This window comes from Antarctobacter heliothermus (assembly GCF_002237555.1).
Classification (GTDB): Bacteria; Pseudomonadota; Alphaproteobacteria; order Rhodobacterales; family Rhodobacteraceae; genus Antarctobacter; species Antarctobacter heliothermus_B.
Genome location: NZ_CP022540.1, coordinates 512,787 through 536,220 on the forward strand (window position 1 = coordinate 512,787; position 23,434 = coordinate 536,220).

The following is a 23,434-nucleotide window of genomic DNA, read 5'->3' on the forward strand; positions in this document are numbered from 1 at the left end:
AGGGCGCGTACACTGAGGGCATGCTTAACGAAACTGACGGCCCCTAGTCATTTGAACGGAAATTCATGATGCCGTTTTTGCGCCTGTGCCTATTAATCCTGATTTTTCCTCACGCCGCACTGACCGCGACCATCACGCAAGAGAGGGGCCCTACGGGCGACAAGACTGTCTCCTTCATCGTCCCGGAACCCGATTTCACCGACACGCTTGTCCTTGGCTCCGACAAAGTAGGACGACGAAACGAAAACACGGTGGATTTTCGCCGCCAGAACGTGGACTTTGACCAGCGTGGCCTGACGCCAGATGGAGCAGGCGATGCTTTTTCCGAGGTGGGACACTTTGGGCATGGAACTTTTCTGAATGGCCGCGTCTACCGTTTGGACGGGATCATTCAGGCAGGAGACACCGACAAGCTCAGCCGGATGGCAGAGCCGCACCTGCGCACTCTTTGTCCAAGCGGAAAGAACTGTCCCTATTCCGCCGTTCTTTCACTCAACTCTGCCGGCGGCAGTTTTGCCGAGGCGATCCGGCTCGCGCGCTTCATCCGGAAATGGAGCCTTGTGACCGTGGTCGACAAGGGGGACCGATGCGAAAGCGCCTGTGCTTTGGCATTTCTTAGCGCCTACGACAGCTTCGCGGGTTACTCTGCCCCGCGTCGATTTGCGCATCTAGACGCACGAATTGGCATCCACCAGCCCGCCGTCGAATTTGATCCGTCCGATCCAAGAGTGAAAAGCGCGACGCCCGACGATCTCTTTCGTTTGGCCAATCTCGCCGTCGGCGAGGTGACCAGTCTCTTTTTACAAACCGGTGTCTCCATCGGTGCGCTGGACAGGATGTATGCCACCCCTCCGAACGACATGATGATCATGTCCCCGTTCCAATTGATCGACGAAAAGATTCGCGTGTTCGACGACCAGCCCAGCGTGTTTTCCGGTGGCCGGTCGGACCTGATTGCCCTATGCGCCAACCGCTTTGCAGCACGGCACTACACCCAGTCGGACGAGGTGATCAGCAACTTCATGATGCGAGAAAACGCTTTTCTGACATTCGATGCGGGGCGCAATTTTCTTTGCGCAGGAAACCGTTCCGAAACGGGTGAATGGGAGATCGAAACCTGCCTTGAATACGAAGGATGCGGATACATCGGCTTTGTGCGGTGGGCAACAGAGCAGGGCCGCCGCGGCGACCGGGATGAAGAATTCGGCAGATTGTCCCTTTGGCTGCTTGAAAGAGGTTTCTTGGGATTCCGAGAGTTTGCACATCAATCTATCTTGTTGCGCGTCCAGCGTGATCATAACTCGGGATGGACAGATGCGAGCAAGCCGATCCAAATCCCTGCCTCCGCCCTCCCCATGCCGCGCGAATTCTGTGGAGTACTAGACGAGGCGCACCCCGAACTTGTCCTGATGGTTCAACAGAAACTAGCCACCTACGGCTTTGACACTGGCGGTGCCGATGGCAGTCTTGGTCCCAAGAGTCGCAAAGCCGTTCAGGCTGCAAACGCCCAGGTCGCGCCGGACGATCCGCCGAACAATCGCATCACGAAAAACTTGCTGAAGGCACTGCGTATCGATCAACCCATCATCGACCGGTACACGCTTTGCCATGCGTCTTACAGAAATTGACTCGCACGATGCGCAATGACATCCCCGGTTTCACTGCAACCTACGCGACGTTGAACGGCATCGACATTGGGTTTGAAGTCGGCGGCGCTGGCCCTCCGGTACTGCTCTTGCACGGTTTCCGCAGACCCATGCCATGTGGGCCGAGGTCGCGCCGATCCTTGCGCAGGAATTCACCGTCGTCTGCCCCGACCTGCGCGGCTATGGCGAAAGCGGTAAACCATCGGGCGTGGCGCGCTACAGCTTTCGGGAAATGGCGCGCGATCAGGTGTTCCTGATGCGTCGGCTCAGGTTTGACAGCTTTCACCTTGCCGGACACAACCGGAGCGCACGAACCGCCCATCGTTTGACACTGGATACGCCTCAGGCCGTGCGCTCCTTGACCGTCATGGACATCATCCCCATTCACCGCTTGCTCAACGACCTCACCCACAAGGTCGCCAAGGCCTACTACCACTGGTTTTTCCTCGCCCAGCCCAGGCCGTTTTTGGAAACCATGATCGCCACCGACCCTGAAGCCTACTACAAAAGGTGCTTGCTGGCTTTCGGCAAGGCGACATTGGTAGATTTCAAACCAACACAACTGGCGGCGTACCGTTCCGCGTGGGCAGACCCTGACTGCCGCCGTGCCATGTGTGACGACTGCCGCGCCGCGATCGAGGTGGATTTCGACCTCGATCACGGCCGATCTTTGCCGCTGCGTCCCCTGCTCGGCGCTGGTCCTGTATGGGGCCGATGGTGCCATGGCGCAGGCCTACGACGTCCCCGCCACATGGGCGGACCAGATATCCGACATGACCGCCCGGGCCATCCCCGGCAGGCATTGCTTTGTCGAACAGTCGCCGCAAGACACCGCCGACGCCCTGTGCGCCTTCCTGATCGCGTGACCTCTGGACGCCTGCCCTGCCCGCTCCTACGGTGCGGTTCATGCTGGCCTATCTGACCCGACGCCTGACCTCGCTGATCCTCAGCCTCATCGCCGCCTCGGTGGTGATCTTCCTTGTGGTCGAGGTCGCGCCCGGCGATCCGGCCAGCTATATGCTGGGCATCAATGCCCAACCCGAAACCGTTGCCGCCCTGCGCGACGAACTGGGCCTCGATCAGCCAAAAATGCAACGCTACTTGTCATGGGTCGGCGGGATGGTAACCGGCGATTTTGGCATGTCTTACACCTATCGCACCCCGGTGGCAGAGATGATCGCCACCCGGCTGTGGATCTCTCTTCCCTTGGCGCTGTATGCGCTGACGCTGGCAATCCTGCTGGCCTTTCCGGCGGGGCTGATCGCCGCCGCAACGCGCGGGCGCGCGCCTGATTTCGGGGTCATGGCGTTTTCACAACTGGGCGTGGCGATCCCCAACTTCTGGTTTGCCATGCTGCTCGTGCTGGGCTTTGCGATCACATGGCGGATCTTTCCCTCCGGTGGCTTTCCCGGCTGGGACAACCCTTTGCAGGCGATCCGCGCCCTGACCCTTCCCGCCGTTGCCCTTGCCCTGCCACAGGCCGCCATCCTTGCCCGCGTGCTGCGGTCCTCCCTGATCGACACATTGGGAGAGGATTACATCCGCACCGCCCGCGCCAAAGGGCTGACCCGGCGACAGACCCTTTGGCGGCACGGAGTGCGTAATGCGCTGATCCCGGTGCTGACCATCATCGGGCTGCAATTCTCCTTTCTCATCGCGGGCGGTATCATCATCGAACAGGTTTTCTACCTTCCGGGCCTCGGCCGTCTGATTTTTCAATCCATCAGCCAGCGTGACCTGATCGTTGTGGAATCGACTGTCATGCTGCTGGTCTTTGCTGTGATCCTCGTGAACTTTCTCACCGACCTTGCCTATGCGCTGGCCGATCCAAGGTTGCGCAAGGGATGAGCCGCAACCTGATCCTTGGCGGCGCGCTGACGGCACTGTTTCTGGGCGCGGCGGCGCTGTCATTTCTTTGGACCCCGTATGGGGTCACGGCGCTGAACATTCCGGCCCGCCTGCAACCGCCAAATGGCGCACACCTGCTGGGCACCGATCATTTTGGACGAGACATCCTGTCGATGCTGATGGTTGGCGCGCGCACCTCAATTGCCGTGGCTCTGGTTGCGGTGGGCATCGGCATCACGATTGGCGTGCCGCTGGGTCTTGCCGCCGCCAGCCGTGCAGGCGGCTGGCTGGATGAGCTGATCTCACGCTCCGCCGACCTGGTCTTTGCCTTTCCCAGCCTTGTCATCGCCATCCTGATCACCGCCGTCTTTGGCCCCAGCGCGCTGAATGCGATTCTTGCTATCGGGATCTTCAACATCCCCGTGTTCGCCCGCCTTGCCCGTGGCGCGGCGCTATCGCTGTGGACGCGCGACTTTGTCCTCGCCGCGCGGGTCGCGGGCAAGAACCGCGCCCGCATCAGCGCCGAACACATCCTGCCCAACATCGGCAACCTGCTGATCGTGCAAAGCACCATCCAGTTCTCGCTCGGCATCCTCGCCGAGGCAGGGCTAAGTTACGTCGGCCTGGGCGCGCAGCCGCCCGTCCCCTCTTGGGGCCGGATGCTGGCAGATGCGCAGACCCTGGTATCACTAGCACCGCATGTGGCGCTGATCCCCGGCCTGACGATTGTCTTCATGGTGCTGGGGCTGAACTTGCTGGGCGACGGGCTGCGCGATCATTTCGACCCAAGGCTAAGGGTCTTGCGTACATGACCGCCCCCCTTCTGAGGATCGACGGCCTATCGGCCACCATCCACGGCAAACGCATTCTGGACAGGATCGGCCTGACCATCGCACCGGGTGAGATCGTCGCCCTGACCGGCGAATCCGGGTCCGGAAAATCCATGACCGCGCTGGCCACCATGGGGCTGTTACCGCAGGGCGCGCAGGCAACAGGCCAGATCACCTTGAACGGCACAGACCTGCTAACCCTGCCAGAACACAGGCTGTGCGCCGTGCGCGGCAATGACATCGGCATGGTCTTTCAGGAACCGATGACCGCGCTCAACCCGGTGCAGACCATCGGCGCGCAGGTGGCCGAAACCATCCTGCAGCACAGTCCCCGCACGCCGCGCACCGATGCGAGGGACAAGGCGCGCGAGGCACTGCTCCGCTGCGGTCTGGACCTGCCGCTGTCGCGCTATCCGCACGAACTGTCCGGCGGTCAGCGTCAGCGCGTGGTGATCGCCATGGCCATAGCCCTGCGCCCTCGCCTGCTGATTGCGGACGAACCTACAACGGCGCTGGACGTGACCACGCAGGCGCAGATCCTCGACCTGTTGCAGGATCTGCCCCGGACCGAAGGCATGGCCCTGATGATGATCACCCATGATCTGGCCGTGGTGGCCAACATGGCCCATCGCATCGCCCTCATGCAAAACGGGCACATTGTCGAAACCGGCCCCACCGCGCACGTTCTCAGTCACCGGGCACACCCCTATACCCGCGCGTTGTTCGAGGCCTCCAGCCACCAGCCTCACCTGCCGCCCCGCCCCGACACCGGCCCGTTGCTGAGCGCACAGGGTGTCACTTGCACCTACCCGCTGCCGCGCCCGCATCCTTTTGCCAAGCGGCCCAGCTTTACCGCCGTGCGCGATGTCAGCTTTGACATTGGGCGCGGCGAACGTGTCGGCCTGGTGGGGGAAAGTGGGTGCGGCAAGTCCACACTGACCCGCGCCCTGCTGGGGCTGACCCCCATCACCGGGGGAACGATCACGCTAGGGGGCGATGCGGTCTTTACCGATCACAGGCCCAACCTGGCGGTGCGCCGTCGCATTCAGGTTGTCTTTCAGGATCCTTACGGCAGCTTTAACCCCCGCCACCGCGTCTCGCGTCTGATCACCGAACCGTTTCATTTGTTGCCCAATCCGCCACAAGGCCCCGATCGGGACACCGCCGTGGCCGAGGCGCTGTCCGCCGTGGGCCTGTCTCCCGACGATGCGCACAAACACATCCATGCCTTTTCCGGCGGCCAACGCCAGCGTCTTGCCATCGCGCGAGCACTGATCATCCGGCCCGACCTGATTGTCTTTGACGAGGCGGTGTCGGCGCTGGATGTGCGCGTGCGGGCGCAGATTCTTGACCTGATGGCCGACCTTAGCGCCTCATACGGGTTGGCATATCTGTTCATCAGCCACGATCTGTCCGTAGTGCGCGGCATAACCGACCGGATCATGGTCATGCGGGCGGGACGCATCGTTGAGGAAGGCCCGACCGAGCAGGTCTTTGCCACCCCCCGACACGCCTACACCAGAACCCTGCTGGACGCCGCGCCGCATCTGCCCGGGTTCAGTGGCTGACACCTCGCGCTTTCAAACCGCTGGACCTTCCCGCTTTGGCACAGCAGGATGCCGCAAAAAAGGGAGGACACTATGCGTTTTGAAAACCGCTACGCGGTTGTCACCGGCGGCGCGTCGGGTATTGGCGCGGGAATTGCGCACCGCCTTGCCACCGAAGGCGCGCAGGTCACGGTCTGGGACATCAGCGAGGCAAACCTCGCCGCGATGGAGGGCCAGCCCAACATCCGCACCCGGCAGATTGACGTTACTGACCCCGAAGCCGTCACCCGCGCCATGGGCGAGGATCGGACCGCCATGGGCGGGTTGGACACGCTGGTCTGTTCGGCGGGCATCACCGGCCCCAACACTATCGTCATCGAATACCCCACTGACGCATGGCGACAGGTCTTTGATCTCAACGTCAACGGGTTGTTCTATTGCAACCGCGCGGCGGCGGCATTGATGCGGCCCGGCGGGTTTGGCCGCATCGTCAACATGGCCTCTATCGCGGGCAAAGAAGGCAACCCGAATGCCTCGGCCTATTCCGCCTCAAAGGCGGCGGTGATCGGCCTGACCAAATCGCTGGGCAAAGAGCTGGCTGACACGCGCATCACTGTCAACGCCATCGCCCCCGCCGCTGTGCATACTGCGATCTTTGACCAGATGAGCGAAGAGTTCATTGCCTACATGAAATCCAAGATCCCGATGGGTCGCTTTGGCAGTATCGATGAGATCACCGCCATGGCCTGCTGGCTGGCGTCCGAAGAGGCGAGTTTCTCCACCGGGGCGGTCTTTGACCAGTCCGGCGGGCGGGCGGTTTACTAGGGAGAGCAGCATGAGACTGCAAGGCAAACGCGCCATCGTGACCGGGGGCGGATCGGGCTTTGGCGAAGGGATCGCGACCCGCTTTGCCGCCGAGGGCGCGCAGGTGATCATCGCCGACATCAACATGGACAACGCCCGCAAAGTGGCGGGTGAGACCGGGGCGCATGCGCTGCACGCCGACGTTGCCGATCCGGCCAGCGTCACCAATCTGGTGGCAGAGGCGAACGATCTGATGGGCGGCATCGACATTCTTGTGAACAACGCGGGCATCACCCATCTGCCCGCCTTGATGGAGGATGTGAGCGAAGCGGACTTTGACCGGGTGTTCGCGGTCAATTGCAAATCGGTCTACCTGATGGCCCGCGCTTTAGTGCCTCAGTTGAAGGCGCAAGGGTCGGGGGCAATCCTGAACGTGGCCTCGACGGCGGGGGTGTCGCCCCGGCCCAAGCTGAACTGGTACAACGCCTCAAAGGGTTGGATGAACACGGCGACCAAGGCGATGGCGGTGGAGCTGGCCCCCTCGGGCATCCGGGTGAACGCGCTCAATCCCGTGGCCGGTGAGACGCCGCTTTTGGCGAGTTTTATGGGCGAGGACACGCCGGAGATGCGGGCGAAATTTCTGGCGACAATCCCGCTGGGGAGGTTCTCGACCCCGCGCGATCTGGCAAATGCCGCGCTGTTCCTGTGCTCGGACGAGGCGGATATGATCACAGGGACCTGTCTGGAGGTGGATGGGGGGCGGTGTATTTAGGCTGTCCACGCGTGGACAGCTTGGCGCCTATGGAAAATCAATAGGTTACAGAGACGAATTTACGAACCATTCATACTTGGCCCCTTGATCCGCTTGTTTGAAAGGACTGCCCCAGGGTCGCCTGATGCGCCCTTTTGAGCCGGTGGATTGAAGCTGTGTTTGAGAGCGTGCCCGGGGCTTTTCGGGCGCAATTCGTAGCGCGATCCCTGATGGCCAACTAGATGGATGACAGGTCAGAGTGGAACACCCGGACCTGTCTATCGCGCTCCTCGGGCGGATTGGCGGCGAGTGGCCGCTGAGGGCGCCAGAGTGGACGTCAGAAGTTTGCCCAAAGCTGCCCGCCTGCGTCCTCCGTTGCGCGCGGTGCCGCCGCACGCGCGTTGCCTGAGACCGCAGCCCTGTCCCAGTCGGAGGAGATATGCGCAGAAGTTGGTGACGCGTGATCAGGCGGCGTTTTGAAGTTGGCGGACGCCGTCGCGGAACTCAACCCCGCTGATGACCTCCGGGAGGCGATTCCGCCCGTCGAGTTTTCGCCATTTCGTCTGAGCAGACATCATCAGCCGGAAAGCCATGGCGAGCCCAGTCTTGCGGCTGAGGCAGCCCTTGGTGCGTTTCGTCCTGTGTCTGACGGTGGCGAACGTGCTCTCGATCGGATTTGACGTCCGGATGTGTTTCCAGTGTTCGGCCGGGTAGTCGTAGAAGGTCAGTAGTGCATCCCGATCCTTGACCAACTTGGCGACTGCCTTGTCCCATTTCACGCCGTAGGCATCGACGAAGAAGTCGAAGGCGGCCGACGCCGCGGCTCGGGTTTCGGCCTGCCAGATGTCGTGCAGGTGCGCCTTGGCCTTGGCTTGCACCGATTTCGGCAGCGCGTTGAGCACGTTCATGGTTTTGTGGAGCCAGCACCGCTGCTCCTGTGTCGAGGGGAAGACCTCGCGCAGTGCCGCCCAGAACCCCAGGGCGCCGTCGCCTATGGCGAGCTTGGGATCCTGCTTCAGTCCGCGGCGTTTGAGATCGAGCAGAACCTCGCGCCAACTCTGAGTGCTTTCGCGGAAGCCGTCGGTCATGGCCAGCAGCTCCTTGCGGCCGTATTCATCCGCACCCACGATCACCAAAACGCATTGTTTTTCCTCGGCCCTTCGCGGCTTGAAATAGACGCCGTCGGCCCAGATGTAGAGAAACCGCCGGGTGCCGAGGTCACGCTTTTCCCAGGCCTCGTACTCGGACCACCAGTCCGCTTTCAGCCGCGTGATCGTAGTGGCCGAGAGGCCCTTGGCGTGTGGCCCCAGCAGGGCGGCAAGCGCCTCACTGAAATCGCCGGTGGACACGCCCTTCAGGTAAAGCCAGGGCAGCAGCTCTTCGACCGACTTTGCCTTGCGCAGATACCGCGGCAGGATGCTGGGCGTGAACGCGATCTTGTCCGTGCCCGGCTTGCGGTCCCGCACACGCGGCACCGTCACGGCAACAGGCCCGACACCGGTCAAAATCTCACGCTCGGGCAGGTGCCCATGACGAACCAGTCTTGCGCGACCATCCTCAAGCTTGTGATCGGCAAAGGCGCCAAGCAGCGTGGACAGTTCCGCCTCAATCGCCTGCTCGATCAGCTTGCGCGCGCCGTCCCGGATGAGGTCGGTCAGCGGGTCCGGCGAAATCCCGGATGGATCAGATAGCTGGGTGATGGTATTCTCTTGCATGTGGCATATCCCTTTCTCGGTTGAGAATTGACGGCGCTTCGACACCGCCATGATATGTCGCCCCTCAGGGCATCACCAACTTTCGCGCATATCTCCAGTCGGAGTGCTTGGCCCCAGAGCCCGAGACCGTTGCGACCGGGGCCACCTCATCCACCGAAGCCCGGTTCGCGCGCGCACTGGAGGCGTCGCGTTTTAGGAAACTGGCGATCACAGAGACGACCTTTTCCGCCTGCTGGGTCAAGCGTTCACTGGTGCTATTGACCTCCATCACCACGGCGGCGTCTTGCTGGGTCACGCTGTCAAGTTCAGACACCCCAGTGTTGATTTCATGAATTCCGGTTGCCTGTTCCTGAGCCGAGGAAGCCATTTCAGAGATCAGCGCCGTCACATTTCCCGTGCCGTCCACGATGGCCGAGAAGGTGCTGTGCGTGTCGTGCATCAAACGCTCTCCCTCTTCGACGTGACCGGCGCTGGTGGTGACCAGAGCCTTGATCTCGCGCGCCGATTCAGAAGCGCGCTGCGCCAGAGAGCGGACCTCGGCGGCGACGACGGCAAAGCCTTTGCCCGCTTCGCCTGCGCGCGCCGCCTCTACCCCCGCGTTCAGCGCCAACAGGTTTGTCTGGAACGCGATGTCGTCGATCACGGAAATGATGTTGGTGATCTCCTCGGAGGATTTAGAGATGTTCGACATGGCCGACAGCGCGCGTTGCATGACCTCTGTCCCGGATTCCGCCCGATGGCGGTTGTCATCGGCCATCTCATTCGCTTTTTGCGCCCGCTCTGCCGAGGCATTCACCGCGCTTGAAATCTCCTCCAGCGCGGCGGCGCTTTGCTCCGGCGTGGCGGCCTGCCCTTCGGCCCGGCGCGACATGTCGGTTGAGGTTGATTTGAGATCATCCGCCCCTTCGAGAACAACAGCGATGCTGGTCTGCATCTGTTCGATCAGGGTTTCAAACGCCTTGGACAGACCGTTGAAGTTTGCGCACAGTTCAAAGGCATCATCGCCCAGCCCGGCCCATACGTTGTCTGCCACCTGCGTCCCGACCTGACCGTTTTTCAGTGCATCCATCGCATTGCGGAGCGCGTCGAACAGGGCGGCGCGTTTCTGGTGCATCTCCTCCTCGGCGAGGCGGTTTGTTTCGGCATCCTTAAGCTGAGCGCGAAACATCTCGACACTGCGGGCGACCGCCCCGACGCTGTCAGGCCGATTGGTGTGCGGGACAATGGTGTCATACCGTTTTTCCCGAATCGCCGTCACGGCGGCCCCCAGTTGACCCACAGGGGCCAGTATCCAGCGCAGCGCAAGGGCCAAGACACCGATGGCCCCGCCCAGAGACAAAAGCGCGATACCAAGGCCAGACCACAGCATCGCCGACACGGAGGCGTTCAGCGTATCCTTGGACACGCCAACATAGAGAATGCCCAGTGGCGTGCCTGTCGGCGTCTCAACCGGGACATAAATGGTGAGGTATCGTTTGCCGAGGATTGTCGCCTCTCCCCGGAAGACATCGCCGCGTCGCATCGCGGTAAAGACCGGATTGCTTTGGCCCAGAACGGTGCCAACGGCGCGGTTTCCATCCGGTTTGACGATATTGGTGCTGCGGCGGACATAGTCCTTTTGCGTCTCATCCCAGACAAAGACCGTTGCGGTTTCGCCCGAGATTGTCCCGACCAGATCAATCAGGTCGTGGTTCTCAAAGGTTGCGATTTCCGGCGCGACCGCCCCGGCAATCTGGCCATCCGGGCCGGTAGAGATTGTCAAATTCTGCGACCTCGCCATTTCATTGGCGAGAACGTTGATCGACATACTTTGCTTTTCGGCGGCATTCTCCAGCAGCGCGTTTTTGGATTGATAAAACAGCGGCACAAACAATGCGGCGGTGAGCAGGCAAAACAGCAAAGCCACGCCCAGACCGATCTGAACGCCCAAACGATTGAAGACACGGGACATTGACAAGCTCCATTTTCTCCACAGACTCCCTACCCGGGGAAACCTTAACAAACCCCGTCTGTCGCCTTGGCGGACACGGAAAAAACCCCTGCAAATCCTATTGTTTGCGCTCTGTGCAGGTGCGTATGTTTTTGGGCGCTTGGCCATATGGGGATCTATTCGGTCGGGGTTGCGCCTGCGCCCGCGCGCGCGGATGGTACAACTTGAGTTACAAATGAGGCCCCGATGCGTCCCGGACCCAGAAACCTGATCACCGATGTTGCCGGGCTGCGTGTGGGCAACGCACAGGATGCGCGGATCAAGAGCGGTTGTACGGTGGTGACGGCGGATGCGCCCTTTGCCACGTCGGTGTCGGTGATGGGCGGCGCGCCCGGCACGCGAGAGACGGATTTGCTGGCCCCGGACAAATCGGTGCAGGCGGTGCATGCGCTGGTGTTGTCGGGCGGCAGTGCGTTCGGATTGGCCGCAGCGCAGGGGGTGATGGATGCCTTACACGCGCAGGGCGCGGGGTTTGAGATATTTTCGGCGCGGGTGCCGATTGTCCCGGCGGCGATCCTGTTCGATCTGTTGAACGGCGGCGACAAGGATTGGGGCAACAACCCCTACCCGGCCTTGGGGCGGCAGGCCTTGGCGGCGGCTGGGGCCACGTTTGATCTGGGCACGTTTGGCGCGGGTGCGGGGGCGCAGACGGCGCAGCACAAGGGGGGGCTCGGGTCCGCCAGTCTGGTGCTGGACGGCGGGATTACCGTGGGTGCGCTGGTCGCGGTGAACCCGATGGGCAGCGTGACAACGCCCTCCGGGCGGCAATTCTGGGCGGCGCCGTTTGAGGTGGATGATGAGTTTGGCGGCCTCGGCGTGGACCCGGCGCCGGGGTTGGTCCTGCCCCCCAGCCGCAAGGTGTCGGCGATGGCGGAACAAGGGAATACGACGATTGCCGTGGTGGCGACGGATGCGGCGCTGGACAAGGCGCAGTGTCACCGAGTGGCGGTGGCGGCGCATGACGGCATGGCGCGGGCGATCCTGCCGGCGCACAGCCCTATGGACGGCGATCTGGTCTTTGCCGCCGCGACGGGGGCAAGGGCGCTGGATGATCCGATGGGACAGGTGGCGATGATCGGCCACGCGGCCAGCGTTTGTCTCAGCCGCGCCATTGCCCGCGCGGTGTGGGAGGCGCGGGCAGAGCCGGGCGATACATTGCCGACGTTGCGGCAGGAATTGGGGTTGGTGGCGGGCTGAAGCCCGCCCTACCGTATGCGTTGGAGTTCTAGCGCAACTTTGGCGGCTTGTCCGGGTCAGACCCCGGCGCGATCTGTTCGTGTCTTACGGGTTCGGGCGGTTCCGGCAGGTCAAACCGGAGCGCCACACCGGCAAGGAGCGCCGTGGTGGCGTCACTGTCCGTCAGAAAGGTCACGTCCAGTGCGCCCGCCTCTAGCCCCGAGAACACCAGCGCCTCATTGATGGCCCCGGCAAGGGCGCGTTCGGCACCCGGCACCGTGCCGGTCAGGCCCAGCAGATGCCCGCGCGTGCCGTCATCGTAGATCACCTCGGCCAGATAGGCCTTGCGCGCTAGACCGGCGGCAGTGGCAAGGCGGGAGTCCAACGCCGTGACAAGCTGTTCGGGCACGCGGGGGGCGCGAAACTCTGACGGACGGGCCTGTGCCTCTTGCGGGCCAGTGCCGAGGGTTTCAACCAACCACGACAGCGCCTCTGGCGGCAGCAGGATCTGCGAGGGCGCGGTTTCAAGGTTCAGCGCAAGGCCGACCCCCTGCCCCGCGACCATGGTCGCCAGTGCGCGGCCTGACAGCGCCGCATAGGGAACGACACGCCCGGCGAAGGCGGACAGGCGGTCCTCACGATCGAAGGCCAGCAGGAACTGCGCATCGCCGAGGTCAAAGAGTTCCGGGGAAATCGCGTCACCCTCTGGTTCCTGTGTCAGCATCAGGAAGAGTTCCGTGCTGGCGAGGCGGTCGTAATAGCGCAGGCGGGCGGCGTCGTCCTCTGGGGTGGCCTCCATCGCCGCGTGGGCGCGGTCGAGTTCGGTCAGGGTCTCATCGTTCATGCCAGCACCTCTGCGACGCGGGTTCTGAGGACCGGCAACAGATCTGCCTCGAACCAGGGATTTCGTTTCAGCCATGCGGTATTGCGCCACGAGGGGTGCGGCAAGGGGATGGCATCGGGCGAAAAGTCGCGCCAGCGGGTGACGGTGTCGGTCACGCCGGTCTTGATGCCAAGGTGCCATTTCTGCGCGTAGCCGCCGATGAGCAATGTCAGGCGGACGTCGGGCAGCGCCGCCATGACCTGCGCGCGCCATGTCCGGGCGCAGATCGGTGGCGGTGGCAGGTCTGATCCCTTGCGGTAGCCGGGAAAACAAAAACCCATCGGCACGATGGCGACGCGGGTTTCATCATAAAACGTAGCGCTGTCGAGCCCCAGCCAATCGCGCAAACGGTCGCCTGAGGGATCGGTGAACGGCAGGCCAGACTGGTGCACCTTCAGTCCCGGAGCCTGTCCCGCGATCAGCAACCGCGCCGAGGGGGCCGCGCGCAGCACCGGGCGCGGCGCATGGGCGGTTTCCGTCGCGGCAAAGCGGTCGGCGCAGAGACGGCAGGCGCGGATGTCATGCAAAAGGTCGTCCATTGTGCGGACCTTACAGGCCGCAAGACAGGAGGTCACGTCGGCGCAACAGGTCATTTCGACATTTATCGAAATAACACTTGCGTGGCACAATCATTTCGACAATGTTAGAAATATGAAAATGATTGAGTCCCCCTCCCTCACCGTCGAAACCGCCGCGTCCAAGTTCGCGGCGCTTGGTTCTGAACAACGTCTGCAAGTGCTGCACTCTTTGGTGCGCGCAGGCCGTGACGGGCTAAGCATCGGCGCGCTGGGTGAACGGACCGGCATCACCGGCTCCACCCTCACCCACCACCTGAAAATTCTCTCTGCCGCAGGTCTTGTGACCCAAGCGCGGCAGGGACGGTCCATCATCTGCGCCGCTGCCGATTACACTGAGGTCGAGGCGCTGTCCGATTACCTGCTGCGCCAATGTTGCGCGGATGCCGACACCTGTCACAAGGATGCCGATCATGGCTGATACCACGACAACTGCAACACGCCGTTTGCCGCCGATTCCCAAGGTCTGGCTGGTCATTCTCGGCATTCTGGCGCTGGTCGCGCTGCTGGACTGGCAGCAGTTCCCCGATACGGTGCGGTTCACAATCGAAGCCCTGCTCGGCACCGCGCCCTTTATCCTGTTTGCGGTGCTGGCTGTCGCCTTCCTCAAGGCGACAGGGGCCGAAACGCTGATGGCCAGGGCGTTTGAGGGCCGCGAGGTGCGGATGATCTTTCTGGCTGCGGCCTTGGGCGGGCTGTCCCCATTCTGTTCGTGTGAGGTGATCCCGTTTATCGCCGCCCTGCTGGCGGTGGGCGCGCCTCTGGCGGCGGTCATGGCCTTTTGGCTGGCCTCTCCACTGATGGATCCGGCGATGTTCCTGATCACCGCGGGCACGCTGGGCTGGTCCTTTGCCGTGGCCAAGGCGCTTGCGGCGGTTGGTCTGGGCCTGCTGGGTGGCTTTGGCACCCGCGCGTTGGCCAATAGCCCGGTGTTCCGCGATCCGCTGCGGGAGAAGCCGCAGGTTGGTGGCTGCTGCGGCGTCAAGAAACCGTTTCAGGGCAAGCCGGTCTGGCGGTTCTGGCAGCACAGCGACCGGGTCGAGACGTTCCGCGATACCGGGCTGGAAAACGCGCTGTTCCTGCTGAAATGGCTGACGCTGGCCTATGTGCTGGAGGCGCTGATGATCCACTATGTGCCGGCAGAAATGATCGCGGGCCTGCTGGGCGGCACCGGCATCACGCCGATCCTGATGGGCGCACTGGTCGGGGCCCCCGCCTACCTGAACGGTTACGCTGCCGTGCCGCTGGTCGATGCGCTGCTGGCGCAGGGGATGGCACCCGGCGCGGCCATGAGCTTTGTCATCGCCGGTGGTGTCAGTTGTATCCCGGCCGCCATCGCGGTCTGGGCTCTGGTCAAGCCAAGGATCTTCTTTGCCTATCTTGGCTGGGCGCTGTTGGGGGCAATGATTGCCGGGCTGGCCTGGGGCGCGGTTGCCTGACACGTCAGTTCAAACGACACAGTTGGTTAACTGTTGAATGTTCGGGCCCCCACGCGGGGCCCGAATTGTTTTTGTTTCGCGCCAAGGCCATAATGTGAACAAATTGTCTACCTAGTTCGGCGATACACCAAGGTACGAGGGATCCGAGGCACAACCAGGGCACCCATATGTTAGAGTTCGACATGGTCAGTAAGTCCTTCTGGACAGGGACGCAGCGCAAGGTGATCCTTGACCGCGTGTCCTTTCGTGTCGAACTGGGGGAATCGCTGGGCATTCTTGCGCCAAACGGAACCGGAAAATCCACCGTTATCAAGATGATGGCCGGGCTGGAAAAACCCGATGAGGGGGAAATCCGACGCAACTGCCGGGTGTCCTTTCCGCTGGGGTTCATGGGCGGGGTCGTCTCCAAGATCTCGGCCAAGGAGAACGCCCGTTTCATTGCGCGGCTCTACGGGCTAGACCCGGATTACGTCGAATCCTTTTGCCGGTGGCTGTGCGATCTCAAGGAATATTTCGACCAACCGCTGGGCACCTATTCTTCGGGCATGCGCGCGCGGTTCACCTTTGCGCTGATGCTGGCACTGGATTTCGACATGTACCTGATCGATGAGGGGATGCCGAACTCTACCGATGCGGGATTCAACCAGCGGGCGGGCGACATCCTTGCCGACAGGCTGCGCACCACGACGATCATCATTGTCTCGCACCAACCCAAGGTGCTGGAAAAATTCGCCCGCAAGGCCGCTGTTCTGATGGATGGCAAGATGCATATGTTCGACTCATTGGAAGAAGCGAAACGGCTGTATGATTACGAAACCGAAAGCTAAGAAATTCCGCATTCGGCGTTCCCCGGCCGCTCCTGATTTCCCAAGGGAGGACCGCACGCCCGAACCGGACAGCACCGTGCCCGCAGCGTCCCCGGCGTCGCCGCCGCAGCAGGGCAGCCCCGCGCCGTCTGGCGCATCGCGTCCGCAGTTTTCCAAACCGTCCCCCGATCCCCAGGTCCGCAGTGGCGAAGTGGCCTCTCCGCGTCAGGTGGCCGGTGAGATCGATATCGACAGCATCCGCGCCGAAGGGCTGACCGGGCGACAGTTGCGCATGGCGCGGCGGGTGGCCAACAAACACGGGCTGAACCCGACATCGGATTTCGACGCGGTGCGTCTGTTGCGCCAGCGCGGGATCGACCCGTTCCAGCGCACCAACATGCTGGAACTGGTACAGGCAGAGGCCGGGTCAATTCCCGATCCGGCGGCGAAGGCCCGTCCCGCCGCCGCCGCCAAACCCGAAACCAAGGTGCAGTTGCCGCAGACGATCAAGGTGGAAAAGCAACAATTGCCGTCGACCGAAACGGTCAGCCCGGCAGAACGTCGCGCCGCCGAAATTCTGCAAATCCAGCGCGAACTAGCCGCCCGACGCCGCAAGAAGATGATGCTGCTGATGGTGCGGCTGATGGCCTTTATCGTGCTGCCAACTGTCCTTGCTGGTTATTATTTCTATGCCGTGGCCACGCCGATGTATTCGACTAAATCGGAATTCCTGATCCTCAAGGCAGAAAACTCTGGCGGGGCGATGGGGTCATTGTTTTCGGGCACGCAGTTTGCCACCAATCAGGACGCCATCGCGGTACAATCCTATCTGACCTCCAAGGACGCGATGCTGCGGCTGGACCGGGACGAAGGGTTCAAGGCGCATTTCTCGCAAGAGTTCATCGATCCGATCCAGCGTCTGGAACCCGAACCCACCAACGAAGAGGCCTATTCCCTGTACAAACGCCACATCGAGATCGGCTATGACCCGACCGAGGGCGTCGTCAAGATGGAGGTCATGGCCGCCAACCCGCAAACCGCCGAGGATTTCTCTCGTGCGCTGATCGGCTATGCCGAGGAACGGGTGGACAAACTGTCCTTCCGCAAGCGGTCCAACGCGGTCACCGACGCCGAACAGGGGCTTGTGGATGCCGAAAACGGCCGGCGTAAGGCGCAGGAGATCCTGGTCCGGATGCAGCAGGACGGCAACGTAATCGACCCCGAAGGCCGGATTGCGGCGCTGCGGTCGCAAATCAACACCTACGAATTACAATTGCAGGAAAAACAGCTGCAACTTCAGGCGCTTCTGGACAACAACCGTCCGAACCGCGCCAAGGTCGACGGCACAGAGGGCGACATCCGGCGGTTGGAGACGCTGCTGACACGGCTGAACCGGGAGATGACAACCGCGACCACTGGTGAGGATTCGCTGGCCGAGATTGCCGTGCAGATCAAGCTGGCAGAGGCGGATCTGGCCACGCGCGACCTGATGCTGCAAACCGCGCTGGAACGGCTGGAACAGGCGCGCCGTGATGCCGACAGCCAAGCACGCTATTTGACCACCTCGGTAGAGCCAGTGGCATCGGAAGACCCCAGCTATCCACGCAAGTTCGAAAATACGATTCTGGCGTTCCTGATCTTTGGCGGCGTTTATCTGATGATCTCGCTCACGGCGTCGATCCTGCGCGAACAGGTCTCAACCTGACCTGACACACGCCACGGACTGTCCGCTCCGCCGTGTGACGGGGCATACGGTGGCCCAGACAATCATCGGCGGTTCGAATACCGCGCGGATGTCTCTGAACCCTTGTGGAAATACGGGACGTGTCGGAGATTTGTACAAAAAATGGGCCGTCCCGCCCGAAAATCGTGGCAATTTCACAACATACAGGACACAACCCTAAGGCGTGTGCTGGCTTGTCCGGCGGGCACCTTCCGGAAAGTGTTTGCTGATGGTTGATCCGTCCCCTATTGGTCCGGAATCGCCGCGCCCGCCATTTCCGGACCCGGGCAGACACCGACTTGCGCGCAAGCGCGTGAAATGATCTTGGGTTGATAATGCGACTGCCTCAAAGGCCAAGACTAGACTGTCTCATTCCGGTCGGCGTCGCTATGGCCACCGTCGCCGCCTCTGTGTTTTTTCTGTCGGTTCAAAGAGGCATTCAAACCGAACGGCTTGTCTCGGAAACACGGGTTGTCGGATCAAGTTTTGCCGCGCGTCTGGAAACCCATGTGGCAACCCGCCTGAAAGCGGGCGAGTTTCTTGGTCTTCATTTTGTGAGGAACGGCGTTTTTGAGAATAATACGTTTCAGACACAAGCCACGCTATTGCATGAATTGTTTGGCGACTTTCAGGCGTTGAACTGGGTCGACGCACAGGGCGTGATCCGCATTGTGACACCCGAAGCAGGCAACACTCAGGCGCTTGACCTGAACCTGCACGACTTACCAATTCCGTCCGCGGCGCTGGCCCGCGCGGCAGAAACCGGCGAGATGCAGGTGACGCCGCCAATCGCACTGGCACAAGGTGGTCAAGGCTTTGTTGTCTATGTCCCCGTCGCCGAAAATGCGCAGCGCTCCGGTTTCCTCAATATCGTGTTCCGCACTGCGCCGTTGATGAAAACCGCGCTGGAAGAGGAGGCAGGGCGTTCCTACGCCTTTCGGGTTCTGGACGGCGAGGAGGTGTTCTTTTCCTCAGAACAAGACGCCGATTTTGACACCTTTGCGCATGAGAGCCGGATCACCGTCGGCAATCGGGAATGGCGTTTGCTGACCGCGCCCACACCGGCGCGCGTTCGCGACACCAGCAGCATGATTGACGAGGCCATCCTTGTGTTTGGCTGCCTTTTGGCGGCGTTGACCGGATTCCTGAGCCGTCTGGTCATTGACCGCCAACGTTCGCTACAACACAGCCGCACCCGTTTTGAGGACTATGCGTCTGCCAGTTCCGATTGGTTCTGGGAAATGGATGAAACCTTGCGGATCACCTGGTTCTCGACGGGGCTCGAGGATTTTCTCGGTGTATCGCGAGAACAGCTTATCGGACGCGCCAGAGGGGACTTTCGCGATACTGAGGCGGGCGACGATGACCACTGGGCAGCGCATTTTGACGATCTGGCGGCGCGACGTTCCTTTCGGGATTTCCTCTACCCGATCCGGATCGATGACCAAAGAAAGTGGCTGCGCCTGTCCGGAGCCCCCCGATTTGACGACAATGGCCGGTTCAAGGGCTATCGCGGCACAGCTACGGACACCACCGAACTTATCCGCTCCAAATCTGAAGTCGAACAGGCGAACGCGCGCTTGGCAGAGGCTGTCGAAGGGTTGGTAGAGGTGTTCAGTCTATGGGATGACGAGGACAGGCTTGTCTTTGGCAATCAGGCCTTTCGCGACCTCAACAAGACCATTCCGGAATACACCGTCCCCGGCACACGTTTCGAAAGCTATCTCCGCGCCGGGGTCGACGACGGTCATATGCCCGATCTGGAAGGCCACGAGGACGACTTTATGGCGCGTAGCCTTGTCCAACGTTATGACCCGAACGCCGGCCCCTTTGAGATCGAGCGGTCCGACGGCATCATTCTGCGGCTTCATGAACAAAAGCTGAAGGGAGGCGGCATCGCCACTGTCGGCCTAGACGTCACAACGCAGCGCCGGAACGAAGAAGCGCTGCGCAAGAGCCAGGAGCGGCTTGCCCTCGCCGTGCAGCAGTTGTCGATCTGGGATTGGGAACTGCGGACAGACAAATTGTACATGTCGCCGGGGTTCGCCACGCATTTGGGATATACCGCCGAGGAATTCGAAGAGATCAAGGCGGCCTCGATCACCAGCATCATCCATCCTGACGATGTTGAGCGCTACCGTGCCAAGTTGAAGGCGCATATCGAAGACCCCCGGTCGATCTTTTCAAACGAGCATCAGTTCCGAACCAAATCCGGAGCGTACAAGTGGTTTCTGGCCATCGGGCAGACCATCGTCGACGACACAGGCGCGGCCATTCGATCAACCGGCGTTCTGACCGACATTACCGAACGGGTCGAATTGGAAAGCCAGCTCCGCCAAGCGCAGAAGATGGAAGCCATCGGCAATCTGACCGGCGGCGTGGCGCATGATTTCAACAATTTGCTGGCGGTCATTCTTGGCAATCTCGAATTGATCAAAGAAGCCGAGGACGTCAGCAGCATTGCCCCCTTTGTCACTGCCGGGATTGAAGCAACCAATCGCGGCGCCGATCTTGTCAGGAGCATGCTGGGTTTTGCGCGTCGGTCACGTTTGCAGCCGATGGTTGTCGATCTGAATGCGCTGCTGCAAGAGACGGAGACCTGGTTTGGCAGGGCGCTTCCCGAGAATGTCGATGTTGACATTGCACTGGCGCCAGACCTCTGGCCCATCGAGACGGACCCGTCTCTGGCGCAAAACGCGGTTCTGAATCTGGTCTTGAACGCCCGAGACGCCATGCCGTCGGGCGGGAGCTTGATGGTTGAAACGGCCAACGTCACCTTGGGCGCAGACGATCTAGACGACGACGACGGCGAAAGTATCGCGCCGGGACGCTATGTGACTGTTGCAATCACCGACACAGGTGAGGGCATTCCGCACGACCGATTGAACGCTGTGTTTCAGCCGTTTTTCACAACCAAACCACCCGGGTCCGGGTCTGGATTGGGCCTATCCATGGTTCAGGGCTTTATGAAACAGTCGGGCGGCATGGTGCGCGTCAGTTCAGATCCCGGAGTCGCCACCACGTTCAAATTGTTCTTCCCGGCCGTGATCGCGCAAAGCAGTGCGCCCGCTGTCGAGGCGGACAAGACCCTGCCTAGATCCGCCCCGATGACACGGATTCTCCTTGTCGAAGATGAGGATGCGGTCCGGGGTGTTCTTGCGGAAACGCTGTCCAGAGCGGGCTACACGGTCCGCACGGCAAGATCGGGCGATGCTGCTCTTGCGGATTGGGAACAGGATCACGACTTTGACCTGCTGATCACCGACATTGTCATGCCGGGACAGCATCAAGGGACCGATCTTGCCCGCAAACTTCGTGAGAACCGCCCGGATTTTCCCGTCGTTTTCCTGTCCGGATATGCAAAAGAGACGGCGATTCCGGATAACGCTCTCAAGCCGAATGACGTTCGGCTAATGAAGCCCGTCAGCAGGCTGGATCTTTTCGCTGCCATCGAAACTGCGTTGGCTGAAAAAGCCAAGGGGCGCCCCCTCAGTCCGGTAAGCTGACTTGAGTGTGCACCCGCCCTGATTGACTGACTGGCGCCCTCACGACGCCTGTGTCGTCGCTTTGGATACCGGCTGATGGTGCCAAGGCCGCGATCAACCAAACCGGCCTGAAATCACTGTTTCGACAAGCTGCTAAGGCGGCGGGCAAGTTGATCGCGGGTGAACGGTTTGGAGATCAATTCGACATCCGGGTCCAGCTGGCCGTTGTGCACGATCGCGTTCTCTGTGTAGCCAGACATGAAAAGCACTTTGGTCCGGGGCGCGATCTTGCCCGCCAAATCCGCCAGCCGCGCCCCGTTCAAATTCCCCGGCAGGACGACATCGGTCAGCAAGATGTCATAGGTTTCCTGCCGCAAGAGCTCTGCCGCTGCATCGCCGGTCAACGCTGTATCGGCGGTGTAGCCAAGCGCCTTTAGCGTGCGTTCGGCGTACAACAGGATCGCCGGATCGTCCTCGACAAGAAGAACATGGCCCGCGCCCCTTGGTTGGCCGAGTGGCCGGGCATCTGCTGCGTTGGACGTGCGTTTGGGATCGGCGATGTGCCGCGGGAAATACATCTTGACCGTCGTCCCGTGGCCCTCTTCTGAGTAGATCTTGACGTGCCCGCCGGACTGTTTGACGAAGCCGAACACCATACTCAGGCCAAGCCCGCTGCCTTTGCCTACCCCTTTGGTCGTGAAGAAGGGCGTAAACGCCTCGCGGACCACGTCAGGTTTCATGCCGGTCCCGGCATCCGAAACCGCCACAAGCACATATTGCCCCGGCAGCACCTCTGTATGCTGGGCCGCATAGTCGGCATCCAGTCTGGTATTCGCCGTCTCGACCGTCAACTTGCCGCCGCGGGGCATTGCATCCCGCGCGTTGATAACAAGGTTGAGCACTGCGTTTTCGAATTGGCCCAGATCCAGCCGCGTCTCCCACAGCCCCCCTGCCCCGACCAGTTCAAGGTCCAGATGCTCGCCAATGGACCGGCGCAACAGAGGGTCCAGATTGCGCAGTACGGTGTTTAGGGAAACGCTCTTTGGCCGCAATGGTTGCTTGCGGGCAAACGACAGCAAGCGTGACGTCAGCGTTGCCCCCCGCAGCGCCGCATCCCGAACGGCGTTTGCCAACTCAACTTCCGTGGACTCGGTGCCGCACTGGTCAACATGATCCAGTATGAGTTCGGCGTTTCCGAGAATCGCAGCTAGAATATTATTGAAATCATGCGCAATCCCGCCGGTCAGTTCACCGATGGCCTGTAGCTTTTGGGAATGTCGAAGATCTGCCTCGACGTTTGCCCGGTTCATCAGGTTGGCAAGCGCTTCGGACAGGATTTCGGCTTCCAGCTTTGCCACCTCGGCTGGCCCGGCTTGTGGCGGGGACAGCAAGATCAAGCCCCCCTTTGGCGACCCGCCAAGAAACAGCGGCAGAGCGGTGATTTCAGTGAGTTCATAGTCCTCGCCAATGGCGCTTTGGACCGCTTGACGCAGGTCGTTCAACCGGCTGTCGCGGTGTTTGTCCCAGAGCTCTTCGAACCTGGAGTTCAGAGCGATCGGCGCCTCCGTGTCGATCAAACCCGACACATCACCAGTCGAGGCCATGATCCGAACGTGTCCCGCATCTTGCCCGATGACAAGCGCGCTGGTGCTGTCACTTGCGGCCACGACCGCGTCAAGCGCATGGTTCAGGTAGTGCGGATCGCTGACGTCCAATTCGGACATTTGGCGCACGGCAATCAGAGTGCGCTCCAGTTCGACCGCGTTTCTGGAAAGCTGATCCTCGACGGCTTTCCGATGCTCGACCTCCAGGTCAAGCGCACTGATCTTTTCGGCCAGCAATCTAAATCGCCGCGACAACTCTGTGTCGCCGGTCAGCTTGACAATCACCCGGGCAGCCCCGTCCCCGTTCGAGACACGATGCGCCTTGGCGATGATCGCCGCGTTGTCCGACCTGCGCTGCACCCGCGCGATCAGCGGGCTTGAAACCTCTTGCGCAGTAGAAAGGAACTCTTGCAGTCGGCCATCGTCTGGGTCGAAGACCTGAAAGATCGAGAACCCGTTTTCCGGGTTTTCCCGGGAATCGATGTCCAGCATGTCCAGCGCACGCGGGCTTGCAAAGCTGACGCTCTTGGACTTGGGATCGACGACGAGCAACGCCTCATCGGTCAGGGAGACAAATGCCCCGACGGAAAGTTTCAGATTTTCTGGCATCGG

General features: G+C 61.4%; 18 protein-coding genes and 1 pseudogene. 14 read left to right on the plus strand and 5 right to left on the minus strand.

The window, feature by feature from the left end:
- Positions 1-65: 65 nt before the first annotated feature.
- The 8 genes and pseudogenes from ANTHELSMS3_RS02585 (at position 66) to ANTHELSMS3_RS02615 (ending at position 7,447) form a co-directional block, all read left to right on the plus strand.
- Complete coding sequence (locus ANTHELSMS3_RS02585; RefSeq protein ID WP_094033512.1) at positions 66-1,628, plus strand: hypothetical protein; 1,563 nt, start codon at positions 66-68, stop codon at positions 1,626-1,628.
- A gap of 133 nt (positions 1,629-1,761) precedes the next feature.
- Positions 1,762-2,106, plus strand: a pseudogene (locus tag ANTHELSMS3_RS26445) (alpha/beta fold hydrolase); the annotation flags it as partial.
- A gap of 262 nt (positions 2,107-2,368) precedes the next feature.
- Positions 2,369-2,512, plus strand: coding sequence for a hypothetical protein (locus ANTHELSMS3_RS26450; RefSeq protein ID WP_368074443.1), 144 nt, complete (start codon positions 2,369-2,371; stop codon positions 2,510-2,512).
- 40 nt (positions 2,513-2,552) lie between these two features.
- The gene (locus ANTHELSMS3_RS02595) at positions 2,553-3,494 is read left to right on the plus strand and encodes an ABC transporter permease (RefSeq protein ID WP_094033513.1); all 942 of its coding nucleotides are present in this window, start codon (positions 2,553-2,555) and stop codon (positions 3,492-3,494) included.
- The gene (locus tag ANTHELSMS3_RS02600; protein ID WP_094033514.1) at positions 3,491-4,306 is read left to right on the plus strand and encodes an ABC transporter permease; all 816 of its coding nucleotides are present in this window, start codon (positions 3,491-3,493) and stop codon (positions 4,304-4,306) included. The genes ANTHELSMS3_RS02595 and ANTHELSMS3_RS02600 overlap by 4 nt, the downstream gene beginning before the upstream one ends.
- The gene (locus ANTHELSMS3_RS02605) at positions 4,303-5,892 is read left to right on the plus strand and encodes an ABC transporter ATP-binding protein (protein WP_094033515.1); all 1,590 of its coding nucleotides are present in this window, start codon (positions 4,303-4,305) and stop codon (positions 5,890-5,892) included. The genes ANTHELSMS3_RS02600 and ANTHELSMS3_RS02605 overlap by 4 nt, the downstream gene beginning before the upstream one ends.
- A 72-nt stretch (positions 5,893-5,964) precedes the next feature.
- The gene (locus tag ANTHELSMS3_RS02610) at positions 5,965-6,696 is read left to right on the plus strand and encodes an SDR family NAD(P)-dependent oxidoreductase (RefSeq protein WP_094033516.1); all 732 of its coding nucleotides are present in this window, start codon (positions 5,965-5,967) and stop codon (positions 6,694-6,696) included.
- Positions 6,697-6,706: 10 nt separating this feature from the next.
- Positions 6,707-7,447, plus strand: coding sequence for a glucose 1-dehydrogenase (locus ANTHELSMS3_RS02615; protein ID WP_094033517.1), 741 nt, complete (start codon positions 6,707-6,709; stop codon positions 7,445-7,447).
- A gap of 443 nt (positions 7,448-7,890) precedes the next feature.
- On the opposite strand, the gene ANTHELSMS3_RS02620 is transcribed toward ANTHELSMS3_RS02615, so the two are convergent.
- Both ANTHELSMS3_RS02620 and ANTHELSMS3_RS02625 read right to left on the minus strand, forming a co-directional pair.
- A complete protein-coding gene (locus ANTHELSMS3_RS02620) occupies positions 7,891-9,141 on the minus strand; it encodes an IS256 family transposase (RefSeq protein WP_094033518.1) in 1,251 nt (416 codons plus the stop codon).
- A gap of 64 nt (positions 9,142-9,205) precedes the next feature.
- Complete coding sequence (locus ANTHELSMS3_RS02625) at positions 9,206-11,092, minus strand: methyl-accepting chemotaxis protein (RefSeq protein WP_198319869.1); 1,887 nt, start codon at positions 11,090-11,092, stop codon at positions 9,206-9,208.
- Between the two features lie 225 nt (positions 11,093-11,317).
- On the opposite strand from ANTHELSMS3_RS02625, the gene ANTHELSMS3_RS02630 reads away from it, so the two are divergent.
- The gene (locus tag ANTHELSMS3_RS02630; protein ID WP_094033520.1) at positions 11,318-12,328 is read left to right on the plus strand and encodes a P1 family peptidase; all 1,011 of its coding nucleotides are present in this window, start codon (positions 11,318-11,320) and stop codon (positions 12,326-12,328) included.
- Positions 12,329-12,356: 28 nt separating this feature from the next.
- Here ANTHELSMS3_RS02630 and ANTHELSMS3_RS02635 read toward each other — a convergent pair whose 3' ends face one another.
- Both ANTHELSMS3_RS02635 and ANTHELSMS3_RS02640 read right to left on the minus strand, forming a co-directional pair.
- A complete protein-coding gene (locus ANTHELSMS3_RS02635; protein WP_094033521.1) occupies positions 12,357-13,151 on the minus strand; it encodes an SseB family protein in 795 nt (264 codons plus the stop codon).
- Positions 13,148-13,729, minus strand: coding sequence for a uracil-DNA glycosylase family protein (locus ANTHELSMS3_RS02640; RefSeq protein ID WP_094036886.1), 582 nt, complete (start codon positions 13,727-13,729; stop codon positions 13,148-13,150). Before ANTHELSMS3_RS02640 ends, ANTHELSMS3_RS02635 begins: the two co-directional genes overlap by 4 nt.
- A 112-nt stretch (positions 13,730-13,841) precedes the next feature.
- Between ANTHELSMS3_RS02640 and ANTHELSMS3_RS02645 the strand changes: the two genes are divergently transcribed.
- From ANTHELSMS3_RS02645 to ANTHELSMS3_RS02665, 5 genes are all read left to right on the plus strand, one after another.
- Positions 13,842-14,186, plus strand: coding sequence for an ArsR/SmtB family transcription factor (locus tag ANTHELSMS3_RS02645; RefSeq protein WP_094033522.1), 345 nt, complete (start codon positions 13,842-13,844; stop codon positions 14,184-14,186).
- Positions 14,179-15,204 carry a permease gene (locus ANTHELSMS3_RS02650; RefSeq protein ID WP_094036887.1) on the plus strand — a complete coding sequence of 342 codons (1,026 nt, stop codon included), beginning with the start codon at positions 14,179-14,181 and terminating at the stop codon, positions 15,202-15,204. Before ANTHELSMS3_RS02645 ends, ANTHELSMS3_RS02650 begins: the two co-directional genes overlap by 8 nt.
- A 167-nt stretch (positions 15,205-15,371) precedes the next feature.
- On the plus strand, positions 15,372-16,031 hold the full coding sequence (locus tag ANTHELSMS3_RS02655) for an ABC transporter ATP-binding protein (protein WP_089276261.1): 660 nt from the start codon (positions 15,372-15,374) through the stop codon (positions 16,029-16,031).
- A complete protein-coding gene (locus ANTHELSMS3_RS02660) occupies positions 16,009-17,715 on the plus strand; it encodes a capsule biosynthesis protein (protein WP_094033523.1) in 1,707 nt (568 codons plus the stop codon). The genes ANTHELSMS3_RS02655 and ANTHELSMS3_RS02660 overlap by 23 nt, the downstream gene beginning before the upstream one ends.
- A 407-nt stretch (positions 17,716-18,122) precedes the next feature.
- The gene (locus ANTHELSMS3_RS02665) at positions 18,123-21,239 is read left to right on the plus strand and encodes a PAS domain S-box protein (RefSeq protein WP_198319870.1); all 3,117 of its coding nucleotides are present in this window, start codon (positions 18,123-18,125) and stop codon (positions 21,237-21,239) included.
- 113 nt (positions 21,240-21,352) lie between these two features.
- Here the strand turns inward: ANTHELSMS3_RS02665 and ANTHELSMS3_RS02670 are convergent, their stop codons facing one another.
- Complete coding sequence (locus ANTHELSMS3_RS02670; RefSeq protein WP_094033525.1) at positions 21,353-23,431, minus strand: ATP-binding protein; 2,079 nt, start codon at positions 23,429-23,431, stop codon at positions 21,353-21,355.
- Between the last annotated feature and the right edge of the window lie 3 nt (positions 23,432-23,434).

Coding starts and splice junctions, on each gene's coding strand:
- ANTHELSMS3_RS02610 (WP_094033516.1), top strand. CDS start 5,965: ATGCGTTTTGAAAACCGCTACGCGGTTGTCACCGGCGGCGCGTCGGGT.
- ANTHELSMS3_RS02660 (WP_094033523.1), top strand. CDS start 16,009: ATGATTACGAAACCGAAAGCTAAGAAATTCCGCATTCGGCGTTCCCCG.
- ANTHELSMS3_RS02670 (WP_094033525.1), bottom strand. CDS start 23,431: ATGCCAGAAAATCTGAAACTTTCCGTCGGGGCATTTGTCTCCCTGACC.
- ANTHELSMS3_RS02615 (WP_094033517.1), top strand. CDS start 6,707: ATGAGACTGCAAGGCAAACGCGCCATCGTGACCGGGGGCGGATCGGGC.
- ANTHELSMS3_RS02645 (WP_094033522.1), top strand. CDS start 13,842: ATGAAAATGATTGAGTCCCCCTCCCTCACCGTCGAAACCGCCGCGTCC.
- ANTHELSMS3_RS02655 (WP_089276261.1), top strand. CDS start 15,372: ATGTTAGAGTTCGACATGGTCAGTAAGTCCTTCTGGACAGGGACGCAG.
- ANTHELSMS3_RS02665 (WP_198319870.1), top strand. CDS start 18,123: ATGGCCACCGTCGCCGCCTCTGTGTTTTTTCTGTCGGTTCAAAGAGGC.
- ANTHELSMS3_RS02630 (WP_094033520.1), top strand. CDS start 11,318: ATGCGTCCCGGACCCAGAAACCTGATCACCGATGTTGCCGGGCTGCGT.
- ANTHELSMS3_RS02650 (WP_094036887.1), top strand. CDS start 14,179: ATGGCTGATACCACGACAACTGCAACACGCCGTTTGCCGCCGATTCCC.
- ANTHELSMS3_RS26450 (WP_368074443.1), top strand. CDS start 2,369: ATGGCGCAGGCCTACGACGTCCCCGCCACATGGGCGGACCAGATATCC.
- ANTHELSMS3_RS02600 (WP_094033514.1), top strand. CDS start 3,491: ATGAGCCGCAACCTGATCCTTGGCGGCGCGCTGACGGCACTGTTTCTG.
- ANTHELSMS3_RS02620 (WP_094033518.1), bottom strand. CDS start 9,141: ATGCAAGAGAATACCATCACCCAGCTATCTGATCCATCCGGGATTTCG.
- ANTHELSMS3_RS02595 (WP_094033513.1), top strand. CDS start 2,553: ATGCTGGCCTATCTGACCCGACGCCTGACCTCGCTGATCCTCAGCCTC.
- ANTHELSMS3_RS02635 (WP_094033521.1), bottom strand. CDS start 13,151: ATGAACGATGAGACCCTGACCGAACTCGACCGCGCCCACGCGGCGATG.
- ANTHELSMS3_RS02640 (WP_094036886.1), bottom strand. CDS start 13,729: ATGGACGACCTTTTGCATGACATCCGCGCCTGCCGTCTCTGCGCCGAC.
- ANTHELSMS3_RS02605 (WP_094033515.1), top strand. CDS start 4,303: ATGACCGCCCCCCTTCTGAGGATCGACGGCCTATCGGCCACCATCCAC.
- ANTHELSMS3_RS02625 (WP_198319869.1), bottom strand. CDS start 11,092: ATGTCCCGTGTCTTCAATCGTTTGGGCGTTCAGATCGGTCTGGGCGTG.
- ANTHELSMS3_RS02585 (WP_094033512.1), top strand. CDS start 66: ATGATGCCGTTTTTGCGCCTGTGCCTATTAATCCTGATTTTTCCTCAC.